Origin of the sequence: Micromonospora sp. NPDC049175 (assembly GCF_043197345.1) — a bacterium.
GTDB lineage: Bacteria > Actinomycetota > Actinomycetes > Mycobacteriales > Micromonosporaceae > Micromonospora.
In genome coordinates this window covers 351,441-376,438 of the sequence record NZ_JBICSY010000006.1, presented here as the reverse complement: position 1 = coordinate 376,438, position 24,998 = coordinate 351,441, and the positions used below count along the sequence as shown (strand labels likewise).

Genomic DNA, 24,998 nt, shown 5'->3' with positions numbered 1-24,998 from the left:
GTCCCGGGTCGACCCGTCGGCGGCGGCTCGGCGGTCGTGTGACTCCAGCTCGTACTCCCGGGTGTGTTGCCGCCCGGCGTGGCTCAGTGCGGAGCCGACGACGAGCGGGGCACGCTTACCCCACCGGGAGAGCCCCGTGTTTCTCAGCCCGCACGAGCAGGACCGCCTGCTCGTCCATGTCGCGGCCGATGTCGCCCGCCGCCGCCGCGAACGCGGCCTGCGCCTCAACTATCCCGAAGCGGTCGCGCTGATCACCGCGTTCCTGCTGGAGGGGGCCCGCGACGGCCAGTCGGTGGTCGACCTGATGTCGACGGGCCGGACCGTGCTCAGCCGCGACGACGTCCAGGACGGCATCCCCGAGCTGCTGAGGGAGGTGCAGGTGGAGGCAACGTTCCCGGACGGCACCAAGCTGGTGACGGTGCACCACCCGATCCCGTGATCCCGGGGGAGATCCTGCCGGCCGCCGGCCCGGTCGAGATCAACGTGGGCCGTCCGGTGACCACAGTGCTCGTGGTGAACACCGCCGACCGACCGGTACAGGTGGGATCGCACTACCACTTCGCCGAGTCCAACCCGGCGCTGGCGTTCGACCGGGACGCCGCCTGGGGGCAACGGCTCGCCGTGCCGGCGGGCACCTCGGTCCGGTTCGAGCCGGGCATCAGCCGCAGCGTCGACCTCGTCCCGTTCGGGGGAGCGCGCGTCGTGCCCGGACTGCGGGGCGAGTGCGCCGGTCCGCTGGACGCGCCGGACGCCAGCGGGTCGTCGCGGTGAGCGCCGTGCGGCGGGACCGCTACATCGACCTGTACGGGCCGACCACCGGTGACCGGATCCGGCTGGCCGACACCAACCTGCTGATCGAGGTGGAGACCGACCACTGCGTCGGCGGCGACGAGGCGGTCTTCGGCGGCGGGAAGGTGATCCGCGAGTCGATGGGCCAGTCCCGTGCGACCCGCGCCGAAGGGGCGCTGGACACCGTCATCACCGGCGCCGTGGTCCTCGACCACTGGGGTGTGGTCAAGGCCGACGTGGGGCTGCGCGACGGGCGGATCGTGGCACTCGGCCGGGCCGGCAACCCGGACACCATGCCCGGCGTCCACCCCGACCTGGTCATCGGCCCGGCCACCGAGGTGATCGCCGGTAACGGTCGGATCCTCACCGCCGGCGCGGTGGACACCCACGTGCACTTCATCTGCCCGCAGATCGTCACCGAGGCGTTGGCCAGCGGCATCACCACGATGGTCGGCGGCGGCACCGGGCCGGCCGAGGGGACCCGGGCCACCACCGTCACCCCGAACGCCTGGCACCTGGCCCGGATGCACGAGGCCCTGGACACGCTGCCGGTGAACGTGCTGCTGCTCGGCAAGGGCAACACCGTCTCCACCGAAGCGCTCTGGGAGCAGTTGCGGGCCGGCGCGGGCGGGTTCAAGCTGCACGAGGACTGGGGCACCACACCGGCGGCGATCGACGCCTGCCTGCGGGTGGCGGACGCGTCCGGGGTCCAGGTGTCGATCCACACCGACACGCTCAACGAGGCCGGTTTCGTCGCCGACACCCTGCGGGCGATCGGCGGCCGGGCCATCCACTCGTACCACACCGAGGGCGCCGGCGGCGGGCACGCACCGGACATCATCACGGTGGCCAGTGAGCCGAACGTGTTGCCGTCGTCGACGAACCCGACCCGGCCGTACACCGCGAACACGCTCGCCGAGCACCTGGACATGTTGATGGTCTGCCACCACCTCAACCCGTCGGTGCCGGAGGACCTGGCCTTCGCCGAGAGCCGGATCCGACCGTCCACGATGGCCGCCGAGGATCTGCTGCACGACCTCGGCGCGATCTCCATCATCGGCTCCGACGCGCAGGCGATGGGTCGGGTCGGCGAGGTGATCATGCGGACCTGGCAGAGCGCGCACGTCATGAAGGACCGGGTCGGCGCGCTGCCGGGCGACGGCGCCGCCGACAACCACCGGGCCCGACGGTACGTCGCGAAGTACACCATCTGTGCGGCCATGGCCAACGGGTTGGAGGACGAGGTCGGCTCGGTCGAGCCGGGCAAGCTCGCCGACCTGGTGCTCTGGGACCCGGCGTTCTTCGGCGTACGACCCCACCTGGTCCTCAAGGGCGGCATGATCGCGTACGCCCAGATGGGTGACGCCAACGCGTCGATCCCCACGCCGCAGCCGATGTTGCCGCGGCCGATGTTCGGGGCGTACGGCGCGGCGGCGGCCGCCACCAGCCTGGCCTTCGTGGCGCCGGCGGCCCTGGACGCGGGACTGCGTCTGGACGTCCGACGCCGGGTGGTGCCGGTGCGCGACGTGCGGTCGCGGGGCAAGGCCGACCTGCCGGAGAACAACGCGATGCCCCGCATCGAGGTGGACCCGGACACGTTCACGGTCCGCATCGACGGGGTGGTGGTGGAGCCCGACCCGGTGACCCGGCTGCCGATGGCCCAGCGGTACTTCCTGTTCTGATGGCGACATCGAGCCTGCTGTTGCTGTTGGCCGACGGGCGCTTCCCGGCCGGGGCGCACGCGCACTCCGGCGGTCTGGAAGCGGCCGTCGCCGCGGGCCGGGTCACCGACCTGGCCTCGCTGGAGGCGTTCCTGGCCGGACGGTTGGCCACCGCCGGCCTGGTCGGCGCGGCCTTCGCGGCGGCCGCGCACCGGGCGGTGGAGCCCGGGTCCGTGGCCCGGTCGGGCCTGCTGGCTCAGCTCGACGTGGAGCTGGACGCGCGTACCGCGTCGCCGACCCTGCGGACGATCTCCCGCCGGCAGGGTCGAGCGCTGCTGCGCGCCGGCCGGGCCATCTGGCCGGACGCGCCGTTCGGTGACCTACCCGCGACGTCCTGCGGCGTGCACCAACCGCTGGTGCTGGGGCTGCTCTGTGCCGGGGCCGGGCTGTCCCGCGTCGAGACCGCCACGGTCGCCGCGTACGGGACGCTGACCGGTGCGGCCAGCGCCGGCGTACGCCTGCTCGGCCTCGACCCGTACCAGGTCCAAGCCCTGCTCGTCGGTCTTGCCGACGCCTGCGACGGCACGGCCGCCGACGCGGCGCGGGCCGCCGACGACCCACCGGAGCGGCTGCCGGCCGCGGCCGCTCCACTCGCCGACATCCATGCCGAAAACCATGCCACCTGGGAGGTGCGTCTCTTTGCGTCCTGACACTGTTGTGCCGAGCGCTGGGCCCGCTGTCGAACCGATCACCCCGTCACCGAACGGCCAACCGCACGACGAGAGCGTCCCGCACACCCATCCGGAACCGGGGGTCGACCCGCATCCGCCGCTGGCGCAGGCGGACCGTGCCCTGCGGGTCGGCATCGGTGGCCCGGTCGGGTCCGGAAAGACGGCGCTGGTGGCCGCGCTCTGCCGTGCCTTCGCCGACGAGTTGCGGCTCGGTGTGGTGACGAACGACATCTACACGACCGAGGACGCCGACTTCCTCAGGCGGGCCGGAGTGCTGGACCCGGCGCGCATCCGCGCGGTGGAGACCGGCTGCTGCCCGCACACCGCGATCCGCGACGACATCGGCGCCAACCTGGACGCCGTGGACGAGTTGGCCGAGGCGGTCGGCCCGCTGGACCTGGTCCTGGTGGAGAGCGGTGGGGACAACCTGACCGCGACCTTCAGCCGGGGCCTGGTCGATCGGCAGATCTTCGTGGTCGACGTGGCGGGAGGGGACAAGGTGCCGCGCAAGGGCGGACCCGGCGTCACCGCGGCCGACCTCCTCGTGATCAACAAGACCGACCTGGCGCCGATGGTGGGCGCGGACCTCGGCGTGATGGACCGCGACGCGCGGGCCCGACGCGGCGACCTGCCGACCATCTTCCTGTCCATCGTGGGCGACCCGACGGCGAGCAGGGTCGCCGACTGGATCCGGCACGAGTTGGCCCACCACGCCACCGCGCACCCCCTCGCCGTGCCGGTCGGCCCGCTCTGATGCGGGCGTCCGCCCGGATTGTCGCTCGGGCCGACGGTCGGGGTGGGACGGTCCTGGTCGAGTTGCACGGCGAGACGCCACTGCTGCTGCGCCAGACCCCGGCCGACGGCGGTGTCGCCACCGTGCACCTCGTCGGAGGGGCGGCCGGGCCGATCGCCGGTGACGATCTGCGCCTGGACATCGAGGTGGGACCGGGCGCGGCCGTCCGGGTGCACACCGTCGCCGCGTCGATCGCCCTACCGGGCCGACCGGGCGCGGTGTCCCGGATGGCGGTGCGGGCGGTCGTGCGGGCCGGGGCCACGCTGCACTGGCTTCCGGAACAGTTGGTCGCGGCGGCCGGCTGCGCGCATCTCGCCGAATCCAGGATCGACCTGGCGGCCGGGGCGAGCCTGCGCTGGCGCGACGAGCTGATCTGCGGCCGGTACGGCGAGACGCCCGGCGGGGCCGTCGTGCACACCCAGGTCGACTACGCGGGCCGGCCGCTGCTGCGGCAGTCCCTGGCCGTGGGCCCACAGGCACCGGGTTGGGCCGGGCCGGCGGTGCTCGACGGCGCGCCGGCCACCGGCTCGCTGCTGGTGGTCGACCCGTCGCGACCCGCCGAGCCGCCGCACGTCCGGCCCGACGCGGCCGTCGCCCGACTGCCACTGGCCGGCGGCCCGGCAACACTGTGGACCGCCACCGCCCCGGACGCCCACACCCTGCGGGCCCACCTCACGACCTAGCACAGTCGGCCGCCGGGCGGTGTCGGCCGCCGGCCGGTGTCGGCCGCCGGGCGGTGCCGGCCGCCGGGCGGTGCCGGCGGCCGAGAGCTGGACGGGGAGGGTCAGCGGTGCGGGCTGCCGGCCCGGCCGGCGTTGGCGTGGTCGCGGTGGCGGGCCGGGTCGAGGCGGCTGATCAGGTCGTCGAGCGCGCCGACCAGGTCGCCGGCCGGCGCCCCATCCGGCTCGGCGGTCTGGGTGATGCCCAGCTCGGCGAGGCTGGCGCGGACCCGCTGGTCGAGGCGGTCGTGCTCGCGTCGGCCCCGGGCCGTGAGGTAGGCGCGGATCCGCCGGCGGTCGATCGGATCGATCCGGCGGAAGACGAGGTTACGGTCGACAAGCTGGTCGACAAGCTTGGTGAGGGTGCCAGGAGGCAGTGACGCCTCGGCGGAAACCTCTGTCATCGGGTGGCCCTGGCCGTCGGCGAGCAGGCAGAGCACCCGCCACGCCTCGATGGTCAGCGCGTCGTCGGCCAGGACGGCGCCCAGTCGGCGGGAGAGCAGCCGCTCGGCGCGGGTGAGCGAGCGCAGCAGGTCCGCTGGCGCCCCGGGCACGTCTGACATGAAACTCCCTGGTCCGGTGGCCCTGTCATGCTACCGAGTCGTCCCGGTCCGTGGTGAGCTCTGGCCTTCCGTCGTGGACCGGGCAATCATGTGCACATGTCCGCGCCGGCACCGCCGTGGCTGACCGTCGACCGTGCCGTGGTCAGCATCGCCCTGGTCTATCCGATGCGCGGGCCGGCCGGCATGTTCGGCCCCACCTGCGAGCTGTGTGCGCAACTCGCGGTCGAGGAGATCAACAGGTGTGGCGGGGTGCTGGGTCGGGAAGTGCGGCTGGTGTTCGTCGACGGTGGCGCACCGCCGGCCGAGGTTGCCGCCGAGGTCGAGGCGTTGGTGTCGGTGGGGGCCGTGCAGGGGGTGACGGGGTGGCACATCTCGTCGGTGCGCCAGGCGCTGGCACCCCGCGTCGCGCACCGGGTGCCGTACGTCTACACCGCACTCTACGAGGGCGGTGAGCGTACCGAAGGGGTCTTCCTGACCAGCGAGACGCCGGACGCCCAACTGTGGCCCGCGATGCGGCTGCTCGCCGGCGAGCAGGGGGCGCGTCGCTGGTTCGTGGTCGGCAACGACTACGTGTGGCCGCGGCGTACCGCGCGAGCCGCCCAGTCGTACGCGCTGCGCAGCGGTGGACAGGTGGTGGGGCAGCACTTCCTGCCGTTGGACGCGCACCGGTTCGACGAGGTGCTGCGCCGCATCGAGCACAGCGACGCCGACGCGGTGTTGATGCTGCTCGTGGGTGCGGACGCGGTGCGGTTCAACCGGGCGTTCGCCCGCTCCGGGCTGGACCAGCGCTGTCTGCGGCTGAGCACCCTGATGGACGAGAACATGCTGCTGGCCAGCGGTGCCGGCGCGACCCGCCGGCTGTACAGCACCGCGGGTTTCTTCGCCGGGCTGGTGACCCAGGAGAACCTCGACTTCCACGGCGAGTTCGCCCGTCGGTTCGGGATCGAGGCGCCGCCGCTGGGCAGCCTGGGGGAGTCCTGTTACGAGGGTGTGATGCTGCTGGCCGCGCTGATCGGCCAGGCCCGCACCCTCGACGTGCGAGCCATCGAGACGGCCGCCGACACCGTCGCGTACCACGGGCCGCGCGGGCGGTTGCGGTTGCGCCGGCGGCACGTGCGTCAGCGCATCTACCTCGCCGAGGCCGACGGGCTCGACTTCACGGTGCTCGCCCAGCTCTGACCGGCGGCCGGGTCGACGCAACCCTTGACAGCCGTACCCGACTCGGCCCTAAGATACTTCCTGCGTGAAGGATCTGCCCTCTGCGGGCAGCTGCCACCAATGTGTGTCCACGATCGGCGACATCATTCGCCGACCATTGTGCTGGCAATTTTTCCGAGCATTCCAGCGGCCGACACCGTCTTTCCCCGACGGTGTCGGCCGTCTTTTTGGCGACCGTGCCGCGCGGTTGGCGGGAAACACTCAATTAAGGGCCGGGAAACACGATCGCAATGATGCCGGTCGACGCTTTCCCTGCCCGCATCCGCTGCGGTGCCCCGGTGACGTCCACCCGTCGACCCCGGCATCGCCCACCTGAGATCCACCGGACCGCACCGACCGTCCATTCGCCACGTGAGTGCACCGCAGGGGAGAATTGATGTCATTATTCCGGGGCCGCCGCATCCTGGCGGGTGCCATGACCCTGGTCGCCGCGGCAGCGTTGACCGCGTGCGGCAGCAAGACCACCGACAAGACAAGTGCGGCAGGCGTCGCCGCCGACGTCTCCGGCGACACCGTCAAGGTCGGCCTGCTCAACTCGCTCTCCGGCACCATGGCGATCAGCGAGGTCACCGTCCGCGACTCCATCATGCTCGCCGTCGAGGAGATCAACGCGGCTGGCGGCGTCCTCGGTAAGAAGATCCAGCCCGTCGGTGAGGACGGCGCCTCGGACTGGCCCACCTTCGCCGAGAAGGCGGAGAAGCTCATCTCCGAGGACCGGGTCGCGGCCGTCTTCGGCTGCTGGACGTCGGCCAGCCGCAAGGCGGTCAAGCCGGTGTTCGAGAAGAACAAGGCGCTGCTGTTCTATCCCGTGCAGTACGAGGGTCTGGAACAGTCGCCCTACATCTTCTACACCGGCGCGACGACAAACCAGCAGATCGTTCCCGGGCTCGACTATCTCAAGGCGCAGGGCGCGAAATCGGTCTATCTGGTCGGCAGCGACTACGTCTTTCCCCGTACCGCCAACAAAATCATCAAGGCGTACGCGGCCGCCAACGGGATGACCGTGTCCGGCGAGGACTACGCGCCGCTCGGGTCCACCGAGTTCGGCACGATCGTCAACAAGGTCAAGTCGGCCGGGGCCGACGCCGTGTTCAACACCCTCAACGGTGACAGCAATGTGGCCTTCTTCAAGGAGTACAAGTCGGCCGGGCTGACCGCCGCGGCGATGCCCGTGGTGTCGGTGTCGATCGCCGAGGAGGAGGTCAAGGGGATCGGCACCCAGTACCTGGAGGGCCAGCTGACCGCCTGGAACTACTACCAGACCACCCCGGGGGCGGCGAACTCGAAGTTCGTGGCCGCGTACAAGGCCAAGTTCGGGGCGGACAAGCCGACGAGCGACCCGATGGAGGCCGCGTACGTGGCGGTGCACCTGTGGAAGGCGATGGTCGAGAAGGCCGGCGCCTTCGACGTGGAGAAGGTCCGCACCGCATCCGGGGGGATCACCCTCGACGCGCCGGAGGGCATGGTCACTGTCGACGGCCCGACCCAGCACATCGCCAAGACCGCCCGAATCGGCAAGATCGGCGCGGACGGCCTGATCAGCGAGGTGTGGAACTCCGGCAAGCCGGTCCAGCCGGACCCGTACCTCAAGACCTACCCCTGGGCGAGTGGCCTGAGCTGACGATGCCGGCCCGGGCGGAGCGCGTTGCCGCGCGGTCTGCCCGGGCCCCCCGACCAGCAGTACGGAGTACCCACCGTGACAGTCCTCTTCGGTCAACTCTTCACCGGCATCAGCATCGGCGCGGTGCTGCTGCTCATCGCTCTCGGCCTCGCGCTGACCTTCGGCCAGATGAACGTGATCAACATGGCGCACGGTGAGTTCATCATGGCCGGCGCGTACACCACATACGTCCTGCAGCAGAGCATCACCGGGGCCGGCCTGTCACTTGTGGTCGCGCTGCCGGTGGCGTTCGTGGTCGCCGGCACGATGGGCGTCCTGCTGGAGATGCTGCTCATCCGCCGGCTCTACGCCCGACCGTTGGACACCCTGCTGGTCACCTGGGGGGTGTCGCTGATGCTGCAACAGTTGGCCCGCGACGTGTTCGGCAGCCCGAACGTGCAGACCCGCGCCCCGGAACTGTTGACCGGCAACGTGGCGCTGCCCGGCGGGCTGACCATCGCCAACAACCGGCTGTTCATCCTGGCCCTGGCGTTGGCCGCCGTCGCGGCGCTCACCCTGGCGCTGCGGCTCACCCCGCTGGGGCGCCGGATCCGCGCGGTGGTGCAGAACCGCGACCTCGCCGCGGTGTCCGGCATCCCGACCGCCCGGGTCGACCGGACCACCTTCTTCGTCGGCTCCGGCCTGGCCGGGCTGGCCGGGGTGGCGCTGACCCTGCTCGGCCCGATCGGCCCGACCATGGGCACCAACCTGATCATCGACGCCTTCCTGGTCGTCGTGGTCGGCGGGATCGGCCAGCTCAAGGGCAGCGTGATCGTCGCCTTCGCCCTCGGCGTGCTCCAGGCCACCGGGGAGTACCTGACCACCCTCAGCGTCGCCAAGGTGATCGTGTTCGTGGCGATCGTCGCGTTCCTTCAGTGGCGGCCACAGGGCCTGTTCACCCTGCGGACCAGGAGCCTCGCATGACCGCCGTCACCCCCGCGCCCCCCGGCGCCGCCACCGGACCGGCGCCCACCAGCCCCGCACCTCCGGCCCGCACCGGCGGTCGTACCCGGCTCCGGACCGCCGCCGGCTTCGCGTTCGGCGCGGCACTGCTGTTCGCCGTGGCGCCGCTGGCGCTGTCGGACTTCCGGCTGGCGCTGCTCGCCAAGTATCTCTGCGTCGCCATGGTGGCGGTCGGCATCGGGATCGCCTGGGGCCGGGGCGGGATGCTGACCCTCGGCCAGGGCGTCTTCTTCGGCCTCGGCGGCTACGCGATGGCCATGCACCTCAAGCTCGCCGACGCGGGTCCCGGTGGGATGCCCGACTTCATGCAGCTGTACGGGCAGCTCGACGAACTGCCACTGTGGTGGCGGCCGTTCGCCAGCCCGTGGTTCGCGCTGCCCGCGACGGTGCTGCTGCCGATGGCTGTCGCCTTCGGGCTCGGCTCGCTGGTGTTCCGTCGCCGCGTCCGGGGCGCGTACTTCGCCATCCTCAGCCAGGCGCTCGCGGCGGCCATGGTGATCCTGCTGATCGGGCAGCAGGGCACCACCGGAGGCACCAACGGGCTGACCGACATCAAGGGCTTCTTCGGCTACGACCTCGACGACCCGGTCAACCAGCGGATGGTCTACTTCATCATCGCCGCCACGCTGCTGGCGTTGCTCGCGCTGACCCGCCAACTCATCCAGAGTCGCTACGGGGAGCTGCTGGTGGCGGTCCGTGACGGCGAGGAGCGGGTCCGTTTCCTCGGCTACGACCCGGCGTCGGTCAAGCTCGTCGCGTACGTCGTGGCGGCGGGCATGGCGGGGCTGGCCGGGGCGCTGTTCGTGCCGGCGGTGGGCATCATCTCGCCCGCGTTGATCGGCATCGTCCCGTCGATCGAGTTCGTCATCGGGGTCGCGGTGGGCGGCCGGGCCACCCTGCTTGGTCCGGTGCTCGGCGCGGTGGCGGTGGCCTGGGCGCGTACCGCCCTGTCGGAGCGTTTTCCCGGCACCTGGACGTACCTGCAGGGTCTGCTCTTCGTGGTGGTGGTGGCGTTCCTTCCCGGCGGCCTGGCGTCGCTGTGGGCGCTGGCCCGCCGCCGGGAGGACGGCGTCGCAGCGCGTCGACGTCTGTGGTTACCAACGACTCGGCGACGCGCCGAGCGGGCGGAGGTGCCGGCGGCATGAGCGAGGAGCGGCTGGACGGGTTGTCCGTCCGTGACGTGCGGGTCAGCTTCGACGGGTTCACCGCCGTCGACGGTGTCTCGTTGGAGGTGCCCGCCGGTGACATCCGGTTCCTGATCGGGCCGAACGGCGCCGGCAAGACGACACTCGTCGACGCGATCACCGGCCTGGTCCGGGCCACCGGTTCGGTCCGGTTCGGTGAGCACGAGCTGCTGGGCCGCCCGGTGCACCGGATCAGCCGGTTGGGCATCGGGCGCACGTTCCAGACCTCGACGGTCTTCGAGGAGCTGTCGGTGTTGCAGAACCTCGACATCGCGGCGGGCGCCCGTCGCGGCTGGGCGACCCTGGCCCGTCGTCGGCGCGTCATTCCCGACGAGGTGGCCGCGGCCCTGGAGACCATCGGGCTGACCGGGCGCGCCGGGCACCTCGCCGGGACGCTCGCGCACGGCCAGAAACAGTGGCTGGAGATCGGCATGCTGCTGGTGCAGGACGTCCGGCTGCTGCTGCTCGACGAGCCGGTCGCCGGGATGAGCCACGAGGAACGCGACGCCACCGGCGCCCTGCTGGAGACGGTGAGCCGGGACCGCACGGTGGTGGTGATCGAGCACGACATGGACTTCCTGCGCCGGTTCGCGCGCACCGTCACCGTGTTGCACGCCGGTCGGGTGCTCAGCGAGGGCACCGTGGCGCAGGTCCAGGCGGACCCGCGCGTCCAGGAGGTCTACCTTGGCCACCCGGTCGACGCCGGGGCAGGCTCCACAGTTCGGGAGGCATGATGCTGACGCTGCGTGGGGTGCACGCCGGGTACGGACGCTCGCGGGTGCTGCACGGGGTGGACCTCGCCGTCCCGCCCGACGGGGTGGCCGCCGTGCTCGGGCACAACGGCGCCGGCAAGAGCACCCTGCTGCGGGTCGCGGCCGGGCTGCTGCGCCCGAGTGCCGGCACCGTCGAGTTGGACGGCGAGGACGTCACCCGTCTCGGGCCGCACGAGCGGGTGGCGCGGGGCATGGCGTACGTCCCGCAGGGCCAGCAGAGCTTTCCGCACCTGACCGCCGCGGAGAATCTGCGGCTCGTCGCCGATGGTCGCCGCGACGGCGCGGTGGCCACCGCCGAGGTGCTGGACCTCTTCCCGGCGTTGCGCCCGTTGCTGAGGCGGCGCGCCGGGTTGCTCTCCGGCGGTCAGCGCCAGCAACTGGCCATCGCCCGGGCGTTGATCACCCGGCCGAGGTTGCTGATGCTCGACGAGCCGACCGAGGGCATCCAGCCGTCGGTGGTCGCCGAGATCCAGGAACGGATCGTCGAGTTGACCCGGCAGTCCGGGTTCAGCGTGCTGCTCGTCGAGCAGCACCTGGGCTTCGCGTTGCGGGTGGCGAACCGCTATCACGTGCTGGAGTCCGGCCGGGTCACCTCGCACGGCGACGGGGGTGTCACGGCGGAACGGGAGGTCCGGGCGGCCCTGGCGGTCTGAGCCTCGCGGCGCGCTCCGCCGACCTGGCCCGGCGAGTGCCCTCCGGTTCGTAGAATCCGTGCCATGCCGGAGATCATCGAGTTGCTGGCCTCGCCCGTGCACCGCTTCCTGGGCCGGCCCGCCGACGGCCCGGCGCCGGCCCCACCCGGTGAGCTTGTCGACGCCGTCCGGATCCGGGCCCACCTCGGCATCGTCGGCGACCGCTACTTCGGCCAGCAGGCGCACCGCGACGCCAGCGTCACGGTCATCGCCCAGGAGTCACTGCCGGTCGGCATCGGCCTGGCCGAGGTGCGGCGCAACATCCTCACCACCGGGATCGCGGTGGACGAGCTGATCGGCAGGGTGCTGGTCCTGGACTCCGGCGACGGCCCGGTCAGCCTGCGGGTCAACCGGGCGGCCCGGCCGTGTGCCTGGATGGACGTCACCGTCGGCCCGGGGGCCTGGAAGGCGTTACGCACCACCGGCGGCATCCGCTGCACGCCACTCACCGACGGGACCCTGCGCATCGGGCCGATCGACGCCGTGGTGAGCTGAGGAAACGACTCGACGCCAGCGCCCCCGGACCGGCATGGTGTGCACCGGACACCGCCCGGTCGGGGCGGCCGACCAGCGCCCGGGGGAAGCGGCAATGCAGCAGTCGGTGACGGATCAGCAGGTCGAGGACCGGACGATCCTCCAGGTGGTGGTGGGGTCCCGGGCGTTCGGCCTGGCCGGTGCGGCTTCGGACACCGATCGGCGCGGGGTGTACGCGCTGCCCGCCTCGGCGTTCTGGGGGCTGCGGAAACCCGCCTCGCACCACGAGGGGCCGCTCCCGGAGCAGATGCGGTGGGAGGTGGAGCGGGTCTGCGCGCTGGGGCTGGCAGCCAACCCCACGGTCCTGGAGGTGCTGCACTCTCCGCTCGTCGAGACGTGCACCCCGCTGGGCGCGGAGCTGCGGGCGCTCACGCCGGCCTTCCTGTCCCGCCGGGTGGCCGACACCTACCTGCGGTACGCCACCGCTCAGTTCGGCAAGGCCGAGCGCGGGATCGCCCGCTCCGGCACGCCGGTGTGGCGGCACGTGATGCACCTGATCCGCCTGCTGACCGCCGGGGGTGACCTGGTCCGCACCGGCCGCCTGGTGCTGGACGTGGGCACCGACCGGGACCGTCTGCTGGCGGTCAAGGCCGGTGCGGTGCCCTGGGACGAGATCGTGGCCTGGAGGGACCGGCTGGTGCGCCGGATGACGGCGGACCTGGCCACCAGCCCGCTGCCCGAGCTGCCGGACGAGGTGAGGGTGGAGCAGTGGTTGATCTCGGTCCGGGACCGCTCCGTGCGGTGCCCCGCGTGAGCACCTGGGGGTCCGCGGGTCTGCCGGCCGGCATCGACCTGACGGCGATCGTCGACGAGCAGCCGTACCCGCTGGTGTTCGCCACCATCTCCGGCGCCCACCTGTACGGCTTCCCGTCCACCGACTCGGACGTCGACCTGCGCGGCACGCACCTGCTTCCGGTCGAGGAGGTGATCGGGCTGGCGCAGCCGACCGAGACGCGTACGGTCATGGCCGACCGCGACGGTGTGGAACTGGACCTGGTCACGCACGACCTGCGCAAGTTCGTGCGGCTGATGCTGGGTCGCAACGGCTACGTGCTCGAACAGCTGCTGTCCCCGCTCGTGGTGCGGACCACCACTGTGCACGCGGCGTTGGTCGAGCTGGCGCCGCTGGTACTGACCCGGCACCACGCCCACCACTACCGTGGCTTCGCCGCCACCCAGCGACGATTGTTCGGCACGACCGGTGAGATCAAACCACTGCTGTACGCCTTCCGGGCGCTGCTCACCGGCATCCACCTGATGCGTACCGGTCGGGTGGTGGCGCACCTGCCGAGCCTGCTCGACGCCGAGACGGCGCCGGCGTACCTGGCCGACCTGATCGCGGCGAAGCGGACCGCCGAGCACGGGGGACTGGGCGACCTCGTCGCCGGCGCCGTCCTGGATCGTGACCTCGCCGAGGTGTCGGCACGGCTCGACGAGGCGCACCACGACACCCGGCTGCCCGCGCAGCCCGCCGGGGCGGCTGCGCTCAACGACCTCGTGGTGGCGGCCAGGCTTGCCGATTCGGCGAGGTGACGTCGCCGTACGCCGATGCGTGGTAGAACCAACACGCGCACCGGTTCGCGGAGCTGAGGGCAGATCCGGGCCGACCGGACGGACCTGAGGCGAACAGAGGTGGTGGATTGATCCCCGAGCTGCGGCAGCTCATCGAGGAGCTGCGGGTGGACCTGGCCGACCAGCCGGCGAGCGTGGCGTTCGCCGAGTTCGGCGAGGGCGCCGCCATCGACGCCGTCCCGGTGGGTGTGCCGGACGACCTGCGGGACCTGCTGCTGGTCGCCGACGGGCTGCGCGCCGGTCGGGTCGAGCTGGCGTCCACGGCGACCCTCACGGGGATCCAGTACCACCTCGACTACGCGCCGGACTTCTCGTCGATCCCCGAGGACCGGGCGGGCTGGCTGGTGATCGGCACCCGCAGCGACGAGCCGATCTTCATGGACCGCGGCACGGGCGCCATCTGGTATTTCCCACCCAACGGCACCGAGTGGTTCATGGCCGACGCGTTCGAGGAACTCGCCCCCGACCTCGGCTCCTTCGTGGACTACTACCTGCTCGGCCCGGGTTACGCCGAGCTGACCCCCGGCGACGACAGGTGGTTCGCGTTCCTCGACGAGCAGGGCCTGCTCGACACCGACGACGACATTTGAGCCGGGTCAGACCGGGCTGATGTGTGCGGCGAGGACCCGCCAGCCGTGCGGGTCGTCGTGGACCCAGGTCCGGGTGTAGCGCAGGCGCGCCGCGAACGCCGCCCCCTCGTACACCCCGGCCACCCGGCCCAGGAAGAACGTCACCCCGGTCTTGCCGACGACGAGCAGGTCCAACTCCTCCTCGACCAACTCCTCCACCACCGAACGGCGCTCCCGGTGGGCGGCCAGGTCATCCTGCTTGGTGTGCGTCCGGCCGTCCGGGCCGATGGCGATGAGCTGGTCGACGAGCAGTTGGTCGAGGGCGGTCACGTCGCCGGCCCGCTGGGCGGCCTGCAGGGTCCGCTCGGCATCGAGCAGCTCTGCCTCGCGTGCGCTGTCCGGCATCGTGGCGTCCTCCCGATCGGTGTCGCCCGGTGTCACCGTCGGCCCGGGCTGTCCGCATTGTGGCAGCCGGCGGGGGCCCGCGGCGGGTGGATCGCCAGTGGCGGTCACAGGCTCAGGCGAATCCGTACGACTGTCTCGCCGGGGCTGGTGAGCACGGCGACCTCGTCGCAGATCTGCTCCACGATCGCCAGCCCTCGACCCCGTATCGCGTCGGCGGCCGGCATGCGCCGGCCCAACGCCCGGGTCGGCCCCCGGTCGACGACGTCGCAGAACAGCTGACCCGGCTCCGCCCAGAGCCGGACCCAGCCGCCGCCGGTGGTGTGCTGCAACGTGTTGGTGGCCAGCTCGCTGACCGCGAGGGTCAGCAGCTCCACCCGATCGGGCGGCAGGCCCCGGGTCAGCGCCCCGACGCTGACGAACGCGCGCAGCGCTCGTACGTCCGTCGCGACCCGGTACGACATGGTGTCCGCGAGATGGGCGGGGACGTTCTGGTCGGCCACGGCCTCCGGTCGCTCGGCCGGCATCAGCCCGCCATCCGCGCGTTGCCGGGGAGCGTCACCACGACAGGCCCGGGTGTGGGGAACGTGCGAGCCGCGAAGTGCGCCATCGGGCAGCAGCAACCCTTCTCCTAGCGACAGCTGGTTGTCGCCACATCATGTCACCTGTTGGCCCGGTGGCTGTGCCACCCGTTCGGAGGCCGATCCGGCGACGCGCGGTCATGCCGGCCACACCGCCGTCCGGGGGCCGCGTCGGCCGGGGCCGAGTCGGTCAGGGAGGCCGCCTCGGTCGGTCGGGGGAGCCGGGTCGGTCAGGGGGCCGGGTCGAAGGCGATGGACTCGCTCAGCTCGCGCCAGCGCGCGTCGGACGCGGCCAGGGCCTCGGCGGCGGCCGAGGCGCCCGCCACCGCATCGGCGCCGAGCAGCAGCCGCAGGGGCGGGTCGTCGACCCGGGTGATCTGGATGATCGCCTGGGCGGCGCGGGCCGGGTCGCCCGGCTGGTTGCCGCTGGCCTGGCGCAGCCGCTGCACGGCCGGATCGATGACCGGCCGGTACGGGTCGCTGATCGGCAGCATGCTCATCGACGAGCCGGCCCAGTCGGTCCGCAACGCGCCCGGCTCGACGCTTGTGACCCGGATCCCGAAACCCTCGACCTCCTTGGCGAGCACCCCGGAGAAGCCGCTGACCGCCCACTTGGCGGACTGGTACGCGCCCAGCCCGGTGCTGGCGACCCGGCTGCCGACGCTGGAGATCTGGAGGATGTGCCCGCGCCCCTGGGCGCGCATCGCCGGCAGGGCCGCGCGGGAGAGGTTGACCACCCCGTAGAAGTTGGCCTCGATCTGGGCCCGGAGGTTGTCCTCCGGCATGTCCTCGATCGCGGCGACGTCGGCGTACCCGGCGTTGTTGACGAGGATGTCGAGGCTGCCGAAAGTGTCCACGGTGGTGCGGGCGACGGTGTGCGCGGCGGCGGGGTCGGTGACGTCGAGGGCCACCGTCCGGACCCGCTCGCCGTACCTGTCGCTCAGGGCGTCGAGCTGGGCCGGGTTGCGGGCGGTGGCGACCAGGTGGTCGCCGTCGGCCAGCACGGCCTCGGCGAGCGCCCGACCGAGACCCCGGGAACAACCGGTGATGAGCCAGACTCGCGGCACGTGGTCTCCTCGGGGCGGGTGGGCGGCTGCTAGGGGCGGATGTCCAGCGCGCCGACCAGGTCGTCGCGCAGGGTGAACCGGTAGCGCAGGTCGATCGGGCTGCCGGGGAAGTCGCCGGACACCCGGGTGCGGACCAGGTACGAGTCGCCGGCCTGCGGGGTGACACCGACCGGCTCGGCCGTGTACGAGGAGGCATCCATCGTCTTCTGCCGCCAGGCGCGGATCGAGGCCCGACCGTCGTAGAGCCGGTCCTCGTCGGCGACGCTCGCGGTGTCCGCGAAGCAGGCGACGAAGGCATCGAGGTCCCGGTCGTTGACGGCCCGGAAGTACCTGTCGATCACGTCGGGCAGGTCCACCGCCATCTGCTCCTCCTGCGACACGGGCCGCCGTCGGGCAGCCGTCGGGTTCCCGGTCCGACCTCACCGTACGAGAAGCGGGCGGCGCCGCGCGGAGCAACGAACAGAACGGCCGGGCGCGCGACCGGAGCGTGCCCCGTGGTGGCCGTCCGGGCCGGTGGGCGGGTTTGCTACCGGTGGGCCCGGGTAGGCACGCCTTTCCGGAGCGAAGGGCGGGGGCATGGCCGAGCTGAGGTTCGTCGACAAGGTCGCGGCGCGGGCGGGCATTCCGCCGGAGCAGGCGTACGCGCTGACCGAGGCTGTCCTGCGGACCCTCACCGAGCGCCTCAGCGGCGGTGAGGCGGGCGCGTTGGCCCCGCACCTGGCCGAGGAGTTGAGCCCGCTGCTGGTCAAGGCCGCGGAGCCGCCCGAGGCGTTCGGCTCCGACGAGTTCCTGCGCCGGGTGGCCGAACGCGCCGGGATCGACAGGCCCGCCGCCGAGCGGGGTACCCGCGCCGTCCTGCAGACGATGCACCGGGTGGTCGGGCACCGGGAGTTCGAGGATGCCCTGGCCCAACTCCCGTCCGAGCTGCGGGCGTTGGCGCAGCCACTGCCGCACGGCCCCTGACCGACGCGGGGGTACCGCCGGACGCCCAGGTATCGATGACCGTTCGGTCCCTGGCGTGCCGGGGGCGACGCCAGCTCTACTGTGCGTGACCAATCGAACGCGCAGTGGTGTTGCCCGGCCGCTTCCCACGCCGGTCATGCGCTGCTCCGATGCGAGGAGCGTCCCCTTGACGTCCGTGGTGTCCCCGCGTTCCCTGTTGACCATCGCGACGACGACAGTCGTCGCCCTGACCACCGTCGCCCCCGCTCCCGCCGCCGCCTCCCCGCGCACCTACCGGGTCGTCGACCTCGGCACCCTCAGCGGAGGCGACGGCGCCGCGACGGCGATGAACGACCACGGTGACATCGTCGGCTGGAGCACCGTCGCCAGCGGCGCCCGGCACGCCGTGCTGTGGCGGCACGGCGTCATCACCGACCTCGGCGTCCTGCCGGGCGACACGGATTCCGAGGCCGTGGACGTCAACGAGTTCGGCGACGTGGCGATCACCTCGTTCGGCGCCGACTACCTGACCCGCGCCGTGCTCTGGCGCAACGGTCACCTCGTCGACCTGGGCACCCTGGGCGGGGAGAACAGCGTGGCGATCGGCGTCAACGACCGGGGACAGGTGCTCGGCACCAGTGATCCCGCGGCCGAGATGTCGCACCGGGTCCTGTGGCGGAACGGCTCCGTCACCGACCTGGGTCTGCAGTACTTCTACGAGTACACCGCCGACGTCAACAACGCCGGTGACGTGGTGGGCGGGTGGAACGTGCCGCCGCGGGACTCTCCGTGCACCTGCGTCGGCGGCTTGTTGCACAGGGGTGTGCTCACCCAGATCGGCAGCGAGGCGATCGGGATCAACAACCGGGGCCAGGTGGTGGGCGCGGCCAACGGGCGGGCCTTCCGCTGGCAGAACGGGACGCTCACCGACCTGGGTACGCTCGGCGGCGGTTGGAGCCGGGCCACCGCGATCAACGACCGGGGCGACGTGGTGGGCGAGAGCACCACCACCGCGCAGTGGCGACCGTTCCTCTGGCGCGACGGGGTGCTGATCGACCTGACCACGCGGGGCGTGCTGGAGACCGACGTGATCGAGGACATCAACGTCCGGGGTCGGTTGGTCGGCGCCCGGGTGAACCGGCCGGTCCTGTTCCGCTGAGCGTCGGTCCGGTTCCGGGCGGGGGCGTCCGGGGCGTGACCCGACCCGTCGGTCGGGCCACGCCCTCGCCGAGGTCAGCCGGTTACCCCGCTACCGACGACCCACTTCTGGTGTGCGCCGCCCGAGTACGTGCCGAGCTGGATCTGGGTGCCGTTGGCGGTGCTGCCGCCGGCGGCCTCCAGGATCTTGCCCGACTGCGGATTGCGGATCGAACCGTCGGACTGCGGCTGCCAGACCTGTGCGCCGGTGCCGTTGCAGGTCCAGAGCTGGACCTTCGTTCCGTTCGCGGTGCCGGCGTTGTCCACGTCCAGGCACTTGCCGAGCACCCGGTACGTGTCGTCGACACGTGTCCAGGACTGCGCCGCGGTGCCGTTGCAGGTGTAGAGCTGGATCTTGGTGCCGTCGGCCAGGCCGGAGTTGTCGACGTCCAGGCACTTGCCGCCGGCGCCGGTGATGGTGCCGCCGGTCGGCGGCGGAGGACTACCCGGGATGGAGTTCAGCGTGTACCACGCCTCGGTGCTCCACAGTGACTGACCGCTGGTGGAGGTGAACGGGCGCGGCGAGCGCAGGTGCACCACCCGGCCGGCCTTGCGACCGGGCACCGTGAGGCTCACCTTCTTCCCGTCCGAGGAGAGGGTGGCCGAGGTGACGGTGAGTGTCTCCTCGTCGATCTTCGGTCCGCCGTAGTTCGACGTCGCCACGTACCGCCACTGCTTGATCTTGTAACGTGCGGCCAGCTCGGCGGCGGTCTCCGTCGAGACGGGCTGGGTGTACTCCACCTCGAAACCGGTGGTGGTGGCCCGCATGGCGAGCATCTCGAACGTGGTGGTGCTGGTCGGGGTGAGCTTCTGCAGGCCGTACGACAGCTTGCCGGTCTGACCCCAGTTGCCGCCCGCGCCGAGCCCGCCGACGTAGATCGCGCCGTCCGGGCCGACGTTGACCTCCGAGACGCCCGCCTCCAGGCCCTGGGTGAGCCGGAACAGCGCGCCCTGGTACTCGCCGTTGACCTTCTCCACATTGGCCCGCTGAAGGCCGCCGTACGTCACGTCGCCGATGACGAACTGGCCCGCGTAGCGGCCGCTGGTCAGGTAGAACGGCGTGCTGGGCGAGTTGGCGATCTCGTTCTGCGGCATCCAGAGCACCGGAGACGTCACCTGGGCGGTGTCGAAGGGGCCGGCCGGGTTCGTGTAGTGGTTGAAGAATCGGCCCTGCTTGACGTGCAGCAGCTTCGACGAGGGCAGCCAGCCGCCCTGGTTGTCGGTGACGAAGATGCCGCCCTCCGGGCCCCACCCGATGCCGTGCGGCGTACGCAGGCCGCCGGCGACGTAGCTGACCGCGCCGGTGTCCTTGTTGACCTTGAGGGTGGTGCCCCGGTTGGCGGCGGGCTGCGGGTTCGTGGTGGCGCCGCCGGAGTTGATCGACACCGACAGGTTCAGGTAGAAGAACCCGTCCTGGTAGAGCAGCCCGAACGCGAACTCGTGGAAGTTGCCGCCGTACGGCCAGGTGGCGACGGTGTCCAGCCGCTCGGCCACCTCGTCGCCGCCGGTGTTGACCAGCCGGGTCAGCCGCTGCTTCTCCGAGACGTAGACCACCCCGTCGACGACCTTGAGCCCCTGCGGCTCCTTCAGCCCACTGGCGATCTTCTTGGTGGTGACGGCGCCCGGAGTGGTCGCGCCGCCGGTGTTGCCGAGGATCCAGACCTCACCGTCCTGGGAGGTGCCGGACTGGTCGGTGCCGCCCCAGGTCGAGATGACCAGCCGGCCGTCGGCCAGCCAGTCCATCCCGGTGACCTTCGGCTGGAAGCCGCTGGGCCGCAGGTTGGTGAGCGTGTAGCCGGGGTGCACGCCGGTCAGCGGCAGGCCGTCGCCGGGGGTGTCGGCGATGCCCTCACACTCCTTGCGGCCCGGCGCGGTCACCCGGACCACGCCGGCGTCGGTGCTCAGGGCCGAGTTGGGTACGACCACGAAGGACGACGAGCCGGGTGTCTTCCATTCCAGGGTGATCTGCTGCCCGCCCCCACGCTCGAAGTGGTCGATGCGCAGCGGGTGCAGGCCGGCGGTGAGGGCGACGGTGCCCTCCTTCGGCGGGGTCGCGCCGTGCAGGCCGTCATGGTTGATCACGACCGTGTTGTCGATGGCCAGCTTGGATCCGTCGTCGCTGCTGAGCCGGAACGTGTAGCTGCCGGCCTGGGTGGTGGTGATGTTGCCGAGCACCTGCGAGACGAAGTTGTCCTCGAAGCCGAAGTCGGACGCCGAGGTCCAGTTGATCGTGGACATGAGCTTGTCCACGTTGGGGGTCTGCGCCGGCTTGAGGGTGCAGAGTTCGGAGAGCGGCACCTGCACGTCGAAGACGCGCAGCGTGACACCCGGTTCCTGTGCGGGGGCGGCGCTGGCCGGAGCGGCCCAGAGACCGGTGGTGAGGACGAGTGCGAGCGCACCCAGGACGGGATGGGGGAGTCGGCGTTGCGGGCGTGGGCCCATCGTTCCTCCAGGAGGCAGTGGAGTGTCCGACGGCCGGTGCGAGGCAGCGGTGAGGATGGCCGTCGGGCCCGGCTCCGTAACGTCCTCGACGCCGACGAGTGACAGTGCGGAAACACCGGGTTGATGGGTCGAGACATTAAGGTGCTTCGATAGAGCTGTCCATGGCTTCGCGTCGATACATCAAAAGTTCCTCATGTCCGTGCGAAAGTTCGCGCTGCTACGCGACGAATGTCGGATCCGCCCGGGTGCCTGGGGCGGCGCCGGCGGGCGGGCCACCGGCCTTCGACAAGGCGGGCCGCCGGCCCACAGCCGGCCTGACCCGCGCCCCAGACCGCCCGCCACTGGCCGGCTGGCCTATCGCCGTCCGCGTCGGGCCCGGCCGCCGGACCGATTGCCGGGTCCGCGGGTCGGGGTGGCGGGCTTGCGGGTCGGGGTGCCGCCCTTGCCGGCGGGCCGACGCCTCGGCGTGGTGGCACCACGTGTGGCGGGTCGACGGCGGGCCGCCACCAGCACGAGCACGGCGACCGTGACGACGATCAGTGCGGGGACCAGCCAGGACGGGAACCCGCCGTCCCGTTGCTCGTCGGCGGCGCCGGCCGGATCGCTCGCCGGGGCGCCGGTCGCGTCCGCCGGGCCGCCGGTCGCCCCGGGGCTCGCCGACCCCTCGCCCTCGCCCTCGGCCTGGGCGAGCAGTGCCGCGTCCGGCCCCGCCGTGGGCGCCACCCAACCGGCCGGCGCCGGCGTACTGGGACCCTGGTAGTCGAAGGTGACGGTGCCGCGCACCGCCTCACCGTCCGAGGCGACGGACAGGTAGCTCGCGGTGTAGCGACCCTTCGCCGGCCAGTGCGCGACGCTCACCATGGCCGGGAAACCCTCGTGGTAGAGCCGGGGCTCGAACACACCGTTGACCATGAAGTATTCGGTGACCGGCTTGTCCAGTCGCTTGGGCTCACCGAAGGACCAGCCATTGTCCACGCGCGAGCCGTTCGGCCCGCTGACGGCGAAGTGCGCGTTGGCGGCCGGCTTCTCGGTGAAGTACAGGGCCAACCGGGTCAGGGGCTCGCGCACGACGGTGCCGGTCAACGGGGTGGAGGTCGCCAACTGCCCGTGCGCGGACGCCGGAGCGGCGGGCAGCAGCAGCGACACCACAAGCACCGCGGCCAACGCCGCCGTCGTACGGCTCAGGGCGTTACGCGCAGTGACCAACCTCGATCGCATCCGTTCATCATGGTCATTTCCCCTCCGCCGAACAAGACGTAGAGTTCTCCTCCCCGACGATCACTCGACACCCGTCCCCTCGCGTCGTTCGGAGTCCGCCCGTGTTCCTCCGTACCCCCGCCACCCGCACCTCTGTCGCCCTCGCCGCAAGCGTCCTCACCGCCCTGCTCGCCGCTGGTTGTGGGCACGACGACGACCCCTCCGTGGCCACCCCCTCCGCGCCGGCCACGTCCGCCGCCCCGCCGAGCGCCGCCACCACCGCGCCGAGCCCGACGGCCAGCCCCACCCCCAGCGCACCGTCGGCGGACCGCGAGATCGTCGTGACGATCGCGAAGCGGCGGATCAGTCCGCCGACCGGACGGGTCACCGTGGCCAAGGGACAGCTGGTCCGGATCACCGTCACCTCGGACGTGTCGGACGAGCTACACGTGCACGGCTACGACCTGGGCGCTCGACTGCCGGCCGGCACGCCCGGATCGGTGGAGTTCCGGGCCGACAAGACCGGTCTGTTCGAGGTGGAGACGCACGAGACCGAGCTGGTGCTGTTCCAACTCGTCGTCCGCTGAACGAGATGACCACCCCCGCAACGGTGCTGGCGCACGGCGTCGGCGGCCGCCAGGACCTGCCGATCACGCTGCCGCAGCTCGTCGTCGCCGCCGCCCTGACCCTCGTCGTCACGTTCCTCGCGCTGGGCCTGCTCTGGCGTGAACCCCGACTCGACCGGGACGCGACAGGTGGACGCCCGCTGCCCCGCTGGCTCGCCCGGCTCGTCGACGCGCCCACGTTCCGGTGGACGCTGCGCGGGCTCGGCCTGCTCGCCGCCGCCTGGTTCTGCCTGGGTCTGCTGGGCGGGCCGGACACCCCGGACAACCCGACGGCCGGCGCGCTCTACGTGCTGCTCTGGGTGGGGCTGGCGCCCCTGTCACTGCTGCTCGGCCCGGTCTGGCGGGCGCTCAACCCGCTGCGTACCGTGCACCTCCTCGCCGCGCTGGCGTTGCGCCGCGACCCGGAGCGTGGGGTTCATGAGCTGCCGTCGGGTGTGGGCCTGTGGCCGGCCGCCGCCACACTGTTCGGGTTCGTCTGGCTGGAGCTTGTCGCACCCGACCGGGCCACCCTGCCGGTCGTCACCGCCTGGCTCGCCACGTACGCGGTGGTCATGCTGGTCGGGGCGGCGCTGTTCGGGGCCGGCTGGTTCGACCGCGCCGACCCGTTCGAGGCGTACGGCGCCCTGGTCGGTCAGCTCGCCCCGATCGGCCGTGCCGCGGACGGCGTGCTGGTCTGGCGCAACCCGCTCGACGGGATCGCCGGGCTGCGGCCCCGCCCCGGACTCGTCGCCGTGGTGGTCGTGCTGCTCGGCTCGACAATGTACGACAGCCTCTCCAACGCGCCGGGCTGGCTGCGCTTCGGCCAGGAGAACGGCCTGCACCCGGCGGTCACCGGCACCGGTGGACTGGTCCTGGTCAGCGCCGCCGTCGCGGTGGCGTACCTGCTCGCCACCGCGGCCGCGGCCCGCGTCGGCCGGGCCGAGCCGGCCGACGCCCGAGCGGTGCCGGGCGAGATCGCCCACTCGATCGTGCCGATCGCGGTGGGCTACGTGGTGGCGCACTACTACTCGCTGCTGATCCTGGAAGGCCAACGCACCGTCGCGCTGCTCTCCGATCCGCTGGGCACCGGCGCCAACTGGCTCGGCACCGCCGACTGGGAGCCGCACACCGGGCTGGTCACGCCCTCCGGGGTGGCCACCCTCCAGATCACCGTCATCATCCTGGGACACCTGGTCGGCACGCTGCTCGCCCACGACCGGGCCCTGTACCTGTTCCCCCGGGCTCGGGCGGTGGCCGGCCAACTCCCGCTGCTGGCGCTGATGGTCGCGTACACCATCGCCGGTCTGCTGCTGCTCTACGCGGGGTAGCCAGGCCCGGCGCCGACCCGTGCGTCATGATGGCCCGTGGACTCCGCTCTTCGGCACTACCTCGACGACCTGGTCGCCGCCGCCCGCGACGTGCTCGGGGCCGACCTGGTCGGCGCGTACGCGGCCGGCTCGGTGGGGCTCGGCGCGTACCAGGCCGGCCGCAGCGACGTGGACGTGGCGCTGGTCAGCGCCGGGCCGCTCACCGACGCCGCCAAACGGGCGCTCGTGGCCCGGCTGCGGCACGAGGCCCTGCCCTGCCCGGCGCGCGGGCTGGAACTGGTCGCCTACCGGCGTGCGGTGGCCGCCTCCGGAAACCCCGAGCCGGGCTTCGAGGTCGAGCTGAACACCGGCTCCGGCATGCCGTTCCGGTGCACCCTCGACCCCGCCGACCGGCCGGCCGCCGACGGCCGCTTCTGGTACGGGCTGGACCGCAGCATCCTGCACCAGAGCGGGCTGCCGCTGCTCGGCCCGCCGGCGCACGAGGTCTTCGCCGACCTCGCCCCCGCCGACCTGCGCCGCCTGCTCATCCACGCGCTGTCCTGGTGGCTGTCCCTGCCGACACCGCCGGACGACACGCCCGCACCCGGTACGGAGGACGCGGTCCTCGGTGCGTGCCGGTCTCTGGTGCGCCACCGCGACGGCGTCTGGCTGGCCAAGGTCGCGGCCGGCCAGCGGCTGATCGACGCCGACGACCCGGCCGAGGTGATCCGTCAGGCGATCACCGCCCGGCACGGCGGGCCGCCACCCACCGGCGCGCAGGCCCGCGCCTTCCAACAACGGGTACGCGACGAGATCGCCGCCACGTAGGCACGGGCC

Annotated in this window: 28 protein-coding genes; 21 read left to right on the top strand and 7 right to left on the bottom strand. The window is 72.2% G+C overall.

Annotated features, from left to right (window positions below; translation table 11 throughout):
* The first annotated feature begins 136 nt into the window (after positions 1-136).
* Genes ACGFH8_RS25035 through ACGFH8_RS25010 form a run of 6 tightly spaced genes read left to right on the top strand, consistent with a single transcriptional unit; the run spans position 137 to position 4,657 of the window.
* On the top strand, positions 137-439 hold the full coding sequence (locus ACGFH8_RS25035; RefSeq protein WP_355029767.1) for an urease subunit gamma: 303 nt from the start codon (positions 137-139) through the stop codon (positions 437-439).
* On the top strand, positions 436-771 hold the full coding sequence (locus ACGFH8_RS25030; RefSeq protein ID WP_393371305.1) for an urease subunit beta: 336 nt from the start codon (positions 436-438) through the stop codon (positions 769-771). Before ACGFH8_RS25035 ends, ACGFH8_RS25030 begins: the two co-directional genes overlap by 4 nt.
* On the top strand, positions 768-2,471 hold the full coding sequence (locus ACGFH8_RS25025; RefSeq protein WP_393371302.1) for an urease subunit alpha: 1,704 nt from the start codon (positions 768-770) through the stop codon (positions 2,469-2,471). Before ACGFH8_RS25030 ends, ACGFH8_RS25025 begins: the two co-directional genes overlap by 4 nt.
* On the top strand, positions 2,471-3,160 hold the full coding sequence (locus ACGFH8_RS25020; RefSeq protein WP_393371300.1) for an urease accessory protein UreF: 690 nt from the start codon (positions 2,471-2,473) through the stop codon (positions 3,158-3,160). The genes ACGFH8_RS25025 and ACGFH8_RS25020 overlap by 1 nt, the downstream gene beginning before the upstream one ends.
* Positions 3,150-3,935, top strand: a complete 786-nt coding sequence (ureG, locus tag ACGFH8_RS25015; protein WP_393371297.1) for an urease accessory protein UreG — start codon at positions 3,150-3,152, stop codon at positions 3,933-3,935. The genes ACGFH8_RS25020 and ureG overlap by 11 nt, the downstream gene beginning before the upstream one ends.
* A complete protein-coding gene (locus tag ACGFH8_RS25010; RefSeq protein WP_393371294.1) occupies positions 3,935-4,657 on the top strand; it encodes an urease accessory protein UreD in 723 nt (240 codons plus the stop codon). Before ureG ends, ACGFH8_RS25010 begins: the two co-directional genes overlap by 1 nt.
* A 101-nt stretch (positions 4,658-4,758) precedes the next feature.
* On the opposite strand, the gene ACGFH8_RS25005 is transcribed toward ACGFH8_RS25010, so the two are convergent.
* Positions 4,759-5,256 carry a MarR family winged helix-turn-helix transcriptional regulator gene (locus ACGFH8_RS25005; RefSeq protein WP_393371292.1) on the bottom strand — a complete coding sequence of 166 codons (498 nt, stop codon included), beginning with the start codon at positions 5,254-5,256 and terminating at the stop codon, positions 4,759-4,761.
* Positions 5,257-5,352: 96 nt separating this feature from the next.
* Here ACGFH8_RS25005 and ACGFH8_RS25000 point away from each other — a divergent pair, with 96 nt between their 5' ends.
* From ACGFH8_RS25000 to ACGFH8_RS24955, 10 genes are all read left to right on the top strand, one after another.
* Positions 5,353-6,435, top strand: coding sequence for a substrate-binding domain-containing protein (locus ACGFH8_RS25000; protein WP_393371289.1), 1,083 nt, complete (start codon positions 5,353-5,355; stop codon positions 6,433-6,435).
* Positions 6,436-6,850: 415 nt separating this feature from the next.
* Positions 6,851-8,095, top strand: coding sequence for an urea ABC transporter substrate-binding protein (gene urtA, locus ACGFH8_RS24995; protein ID WP_393371287.1), 1,245 nt, complete (start codon positions 6,851-6,853; stop codon positions 8,093-8,095).
* A gap of 75 nt (positions 8,096-8,170) precedes the next feature.
* Positions 8,171-9,058 carry an urea ABC transporter permease subunit UrtB gene (urtB, locus tag ACGFH8_RS24990; RefSeq protein ID WP_357253273.1) on the top strand — a complete coding sequence of 296 codons (888 nt, stop codon included), beginning with the start codon at positions 8,171-8,173 and terminating at the stop codon, positions 9,056-9,058.
* Positions 9,055-10,242, top strand: a complete 1,188-nt coding sequence (gene urtC / locus ACGFH8_RS24985) for an urea ABC transporter permease subunit UrtC (RefSeq protein ID WP_393371284.1) — start codon at positions 9,055-9,057, stop codon at positions 10,240-10,242. Before urtB ends, urtC begins: the two co-directional genes overlap by 4 nt.
* Positions 10,239-11,015 (top strand): urea ABC transporter ATP-binding protein UrtD, encoded by a 777-nt coding sequence (gene urtD, locus ACGFH8_RS24980; protein WP_393371281.1) that lies wholly within the window; start codon positions 10,239-10,241, stop codon positions 11,013-11,015. The genes urtC and urtD overlap by 4 nt, the downstream gene beginning before the upstream one ends.
* Positions 11,015-11,707, top strand: coding sequence for an urea ABC transporter ATP-binding subunit UrtE (urtE, locus tag ACGFH8_RS24975; RefSeq protein ID WP_357813753.1), 693 nt, complete (start codon positions 11,015-11,017; stop codon positions 11,705-11,707). The genes urtD and urtE overlap by 1 nt, the downstream gene beginning before the upstream one ends.
* A 63-nt stretch (positions 11,708-11,770) precedes the next feature.
* On the top strand, positions 11,771-12,241 hold the full coding sequence (locus tag ACGFH8_RS24970) for a molybdenum cofactor biosysynthesis protein (RefSeq protein ID WP_393371277.1): 471 nt from the start codon (positions 11,771-11,773) through the stop codon (positions 12,239-12,241).
* A gap of 94 nt (positions 12,242-12,335) precedes the next feature.
* Positions 12,336-13,034 carry a DNA polymerase beta superfamily protein gene (locus tag ACGFH8_RS24965; RefSeq protein WP_393371275.1) on the top strand — a complete coding sequence of 233 codons (699 nt, stop codon included), beginning with the start codon at positions 12,336-12,338 and terminating at the stop codon, positions 13,032-13,034.
* Between the two features lie 20 nt (positions 13,035-13,054).
* Positions 13,055-13,813, top strand: a complete 759-nt coding sequence (locus tag ACGFH8_RS24960) for a DNA polymerase beta superfamily protein (protein WP_393371781.1) — start codon at positions 13,055-13,057, stop codon at positions 13,811-13,813.
* A 107-nt stretch (positions 13,814-13,920) separates the two neighbouring features.
* Complete coding sequence (locus ACGFH8_RS24955; RefSeq protein ID WP_393371273.1) at positions 13,921-14,442, top strand: SUKH-4 family immunity protein; 522 nt, start codon at positions 13,921-13,923, stop codon at positions 14,440-14,442.
* Positions 14,443-14,448: 6 nt separating this feature from the next.
* On the opposite strand, the gene ACGFH8_RS24950 is transcribed toward ACGFH8_RS24955, so the two are convergent.
* The 4 genes from ACGFH8_RS24950 to ACGFH8_RS24935 form a co-directional block, all read right to left on the bottom strand.
* Positions 14,449-14,826: a nuclear transport factor 2 family protein gene (locus ACGFH8_RS24950; RefSeq protein ID WP_393371271.1), complete on the bottom strand. Its 378-nt coding sequence runs from the start codon at positions 14,824-14,826 to the stop codon at positions 14,449-14,451.
* Between the two features lie 104 nt (positions 14,827-14,930).
* Positions 14,931-15,350, bottom strand: a complete 420-nt coding sequence (locus ACGFH8_RS24945) for an ATP-binding protein (RefSeq protein ID WP_393371269.1) — start codon at positions 15,348-15,350, stop codon at positions 14,931-14,933.
* 284 nt (positions 15,351-15,634) lie between these two features.
* A complete protein-coding gene (locus tag ACGFH8_RS24940) occupies positions 15,635-16,471 on the bottom strand; it encodes an oxidoreductase (protein ID WP_393371266.1) in 837 nt (278 codons plus the stop codon).
* 29 nt (positions 16,472-16,500) lie between these two features.
* Positions 16,501-16,833: a nuclear transport factor 2 family protein gene (locus ACGFH8_RS24935; RefSeq protein WP_393371265.1), complete on the bottom strand. Its 333-nt coding sequence runs from the start codon at positions 16,831-16,833 to the stop codon at positions 16,501-16,503.
* A 214-nt stretch (positions 16,834-17,047) separates the two neighbouring features.
* Between ACGFH8_RS24935 and ACGFH8_RS24930 the strand changes: the two genes are divergently transcribed.
* Together ACGFH8_RS24930 and ACGFH8_RS24925 are read left to right on the top strand one after the other, a co-directional pair.
* Positions 17,048-17,434, top strand: a complete 387-nt coding sequence (locus ACGFH8_RS24930) for a DUF2267 domain-containing protein (RefSeq protein WP_393371262.1) — start codon at positions 17,048-17,050, stop codon at positions 17,432-17,434.
* Between the two features lie 175 nt (positions 17,435-17,609).
* Positions 17,610-18,572 carry a hypothetical protein gene (locus ACGFH8_RS24925; protein ID WP_393371778.1) on the top strand — a complete coding sequence of 321 codons (963 nt, stop codon included), beginning with the start codon at positions 17,610-17,612 and terminating at the stop codon, positions 18,570-18,572.
* A gap of 74 nt (positions 18,573-18,646) precedes the next feature.
* Here ACGFH8_RS24925 and ACGFH8_RS24920 read toward each other — a convergent pair whose 3' ends face one another.
* Positions 18,647-21,052 carry a ricin-type beta-trefoil lectin domain protein gene (locus ACGFH8_RS24920; RefSeq protein ID WP_393371260.1) on the bottom strand — a complete coding sequence of 802 codons (2,406 nt, stop codon included), beginning with the start codon at positions 21,050-21,052 and terminating at the stop codon, positions 18,647-18,649.
* Between the two features lie 354 nt (positions 21,053-21,406).
* The gene (locus tag ACGFH8_RS24915) at positions 21,407-22,270 is read right to left on the bottom strand and encodes a copper resistance protein CopC (RefSeq protein WP_393371257.1); all 864 of its coding nucleotides are present in this window, start codon (positions 22,268-22,270) and stop codon (positions 21,407-21,409) included.
* A 101-nt stretch (positions 22,271-22,371) separates the two neighbouring features.
* Here ACGFH8_RS24915 and ACGFH8_RS24910 point away from each other — a divergent pair, with 101 nt between their 5' ends.
* Genes ACGFH8_RS24910 through ACGFH8_RS24900 form a run of 3 tightly spaced genes read left to right on the top strand, consistent with a single transcriptional unit; the run spans position 22,372 to position 24,989 of the window.
* Positions 22,372-22,836 (top strand): hypothetical protein, encoded by a 465-nt coding sequence (locus ACGFH8_RS24910; protein ID WP_393371255.1) that lies wholly within the window; start codon positions 22,372-22,374, stop codon positions 22,834-22,836.
* A 5-nt stretch (positions 22,837-22,841) separates the two neighbouring features.
* The gene (locus tag ACGFH8_RS24905; RefSeq protein ID WP_393371252.1) at positions 22,842-24,182 is read left to right on the top strand and encodes a hypothetical protein; all 1,341 of its coding nucleotides are present in this window, start codon (positions 22,842-22,844) and stop codon (positions 24,180-24,182) included.
* A 36-nt stretch (positions 24,183-24,218) separates the two neighbouring features.
* Positions 24,219-24,989: a nucleotidyltransferase domain-containing protein gene (locus ACGFH8_RS24900; RefSeq protein WP_393371249.1), complete on the top strand. Its 771-nt coding sequence runs from the start codon at positions 24,219-24,221 to the stop codon at positions 24,987-24,989.
* The last annotated feature ends 9 nt before the right edge of the window (positions 24,990-24,998 follow it).

What these genes read in the sequence shown, in the direction of transcription:
- urtD (WP_393371281.1), top strand. Translation starts at nt 10,239, where the DNA reads ATGAGCGAGGAGCGGCTGGACGGGTTGTCCGTCCGTGACGTGCGGGTC.
- ACGFH8_RS25000 (WP_393371289.1), top strand. Translation starts at nt 5,353, where the DNA reads ATGTCCGCGCCGGCACCGCCGTGGCTGACCGTCGACCGTGCCGTGGTC.
- ACGFH8_RS25010 (WP_393371294.1), top strand. Translation starts at nt 3,935, where the DNA reads ATGCGGGCGTCCGCCCGGATTGTCGCTCGGGCCGACGGTCGGGGTGGG.
- ACGFH8_RS24945 (WP_393371269.1), bottom strand. Translation starts at nt 15,350, where the DNA reads ATGCCGGCCGAGCGACCGGAGGCCGTGGCCGACCAGAACGTCCCCGCC.
- ACGFH8_RS24905 (WP_393371252.1), top strand. Translation starts at nt 22,842, where the DNA reads ATGACCACCCCCGCAACGGTGCTGGCGCACGGCGTCGGCGGCCGCCAG.
- ACGFH8_RS24950 (WP_393371271.1), bottom strand. Translation starts at nt 14,826, where the DNA reads ATGCCGGACAGCGCACGCGAGGCAGAGCTGCTCGATGCCGAGCGGACC.
- ACGFH8_RS24965 (WP_393371275.1), top strand. Translation starts at nt 12,336, where the DNA reads ATGCAGCAGTCGGTGACGGATCAGCAGGTCGAGGACCGGACGATCCTC.
- ACGFH8_RS24915 (WP_393371257.1), bottom strand. Translation starts at nt 22,270, where the DNA reads ATGCGATCGAGGTTGGTCACTGCGCGTAACGCCCTGAGCCGTACGACG.
- ACGFH8_RS24935 (WP_393371265.1), bottom strand. Translation starts at nt 16,833, where the DNA reads ATGGCGGTGGACCTGCCCGACGTGATCGACAGGTACTTCCGGGCCGTC.
- urtC (WP_393371284.1), top strand. Translation starts at nt 9,055, where the DNA reads ATGACCGCCGTCACCCCCGCGCCCCCCGGCGCCGCCACCGGACCGGCG.
- ACGFH8_RS25020 (WP_393371300.1), top strand. Translation starts at nt 2,471, where the DNA reads ATGGCGACATCGAGCCTGCTGTTGCTGTTGGCCGACGGGCGCTTCCCG.
- ACGFH8_RS24970 (WP_393371277.1), top strand. Translation starts at nt 11,771, where the DNA reads ATGCCGGAGATCATCGAGTTGCTGGCCTCGCCCGTGCACCGCTTCCTG.
- urtA (WP_393371287.1), top strand. Translation starts at nt 6,851, where the DNA reads ATGTCATTATTCCGGGGCCGCCGCATCCTGGCGGGTGCCATGACCCTG.
- ACGFH8_RS25005 (WP_393371292.1), bottom strand. Translation starts at nt 5,256, where the DNA reads ATGTCAGACGTGCCCGGGGCGCCAGCGGACCTGCTGCGCTCGCTCACC.
- ACGFH8_RS24930 (WP_393371262.1), top strand. Translation starts at nt 17,048, where the DNA reads ATGGCCGAGCTGAGGTTCGTCGACAAGGTCGCGGCGCGGGCGGGCATT.
- ACGFH8_RS24920 (WP_393371260.1), bottom strand. Translation starts at nt 21,052, where the DNA reads ATGGGCCCACGCCCGCAACGCCGACTCCCCCATCCCGTCCTGGGTGCG.
- urtE (WP_357813753.1), top strand. Translation starts at nt 11,015, where the DNA reads ATGCTGACGCTGCGTGGGGTGCACGCCGGGTACGGACGCTCGCGGGTG.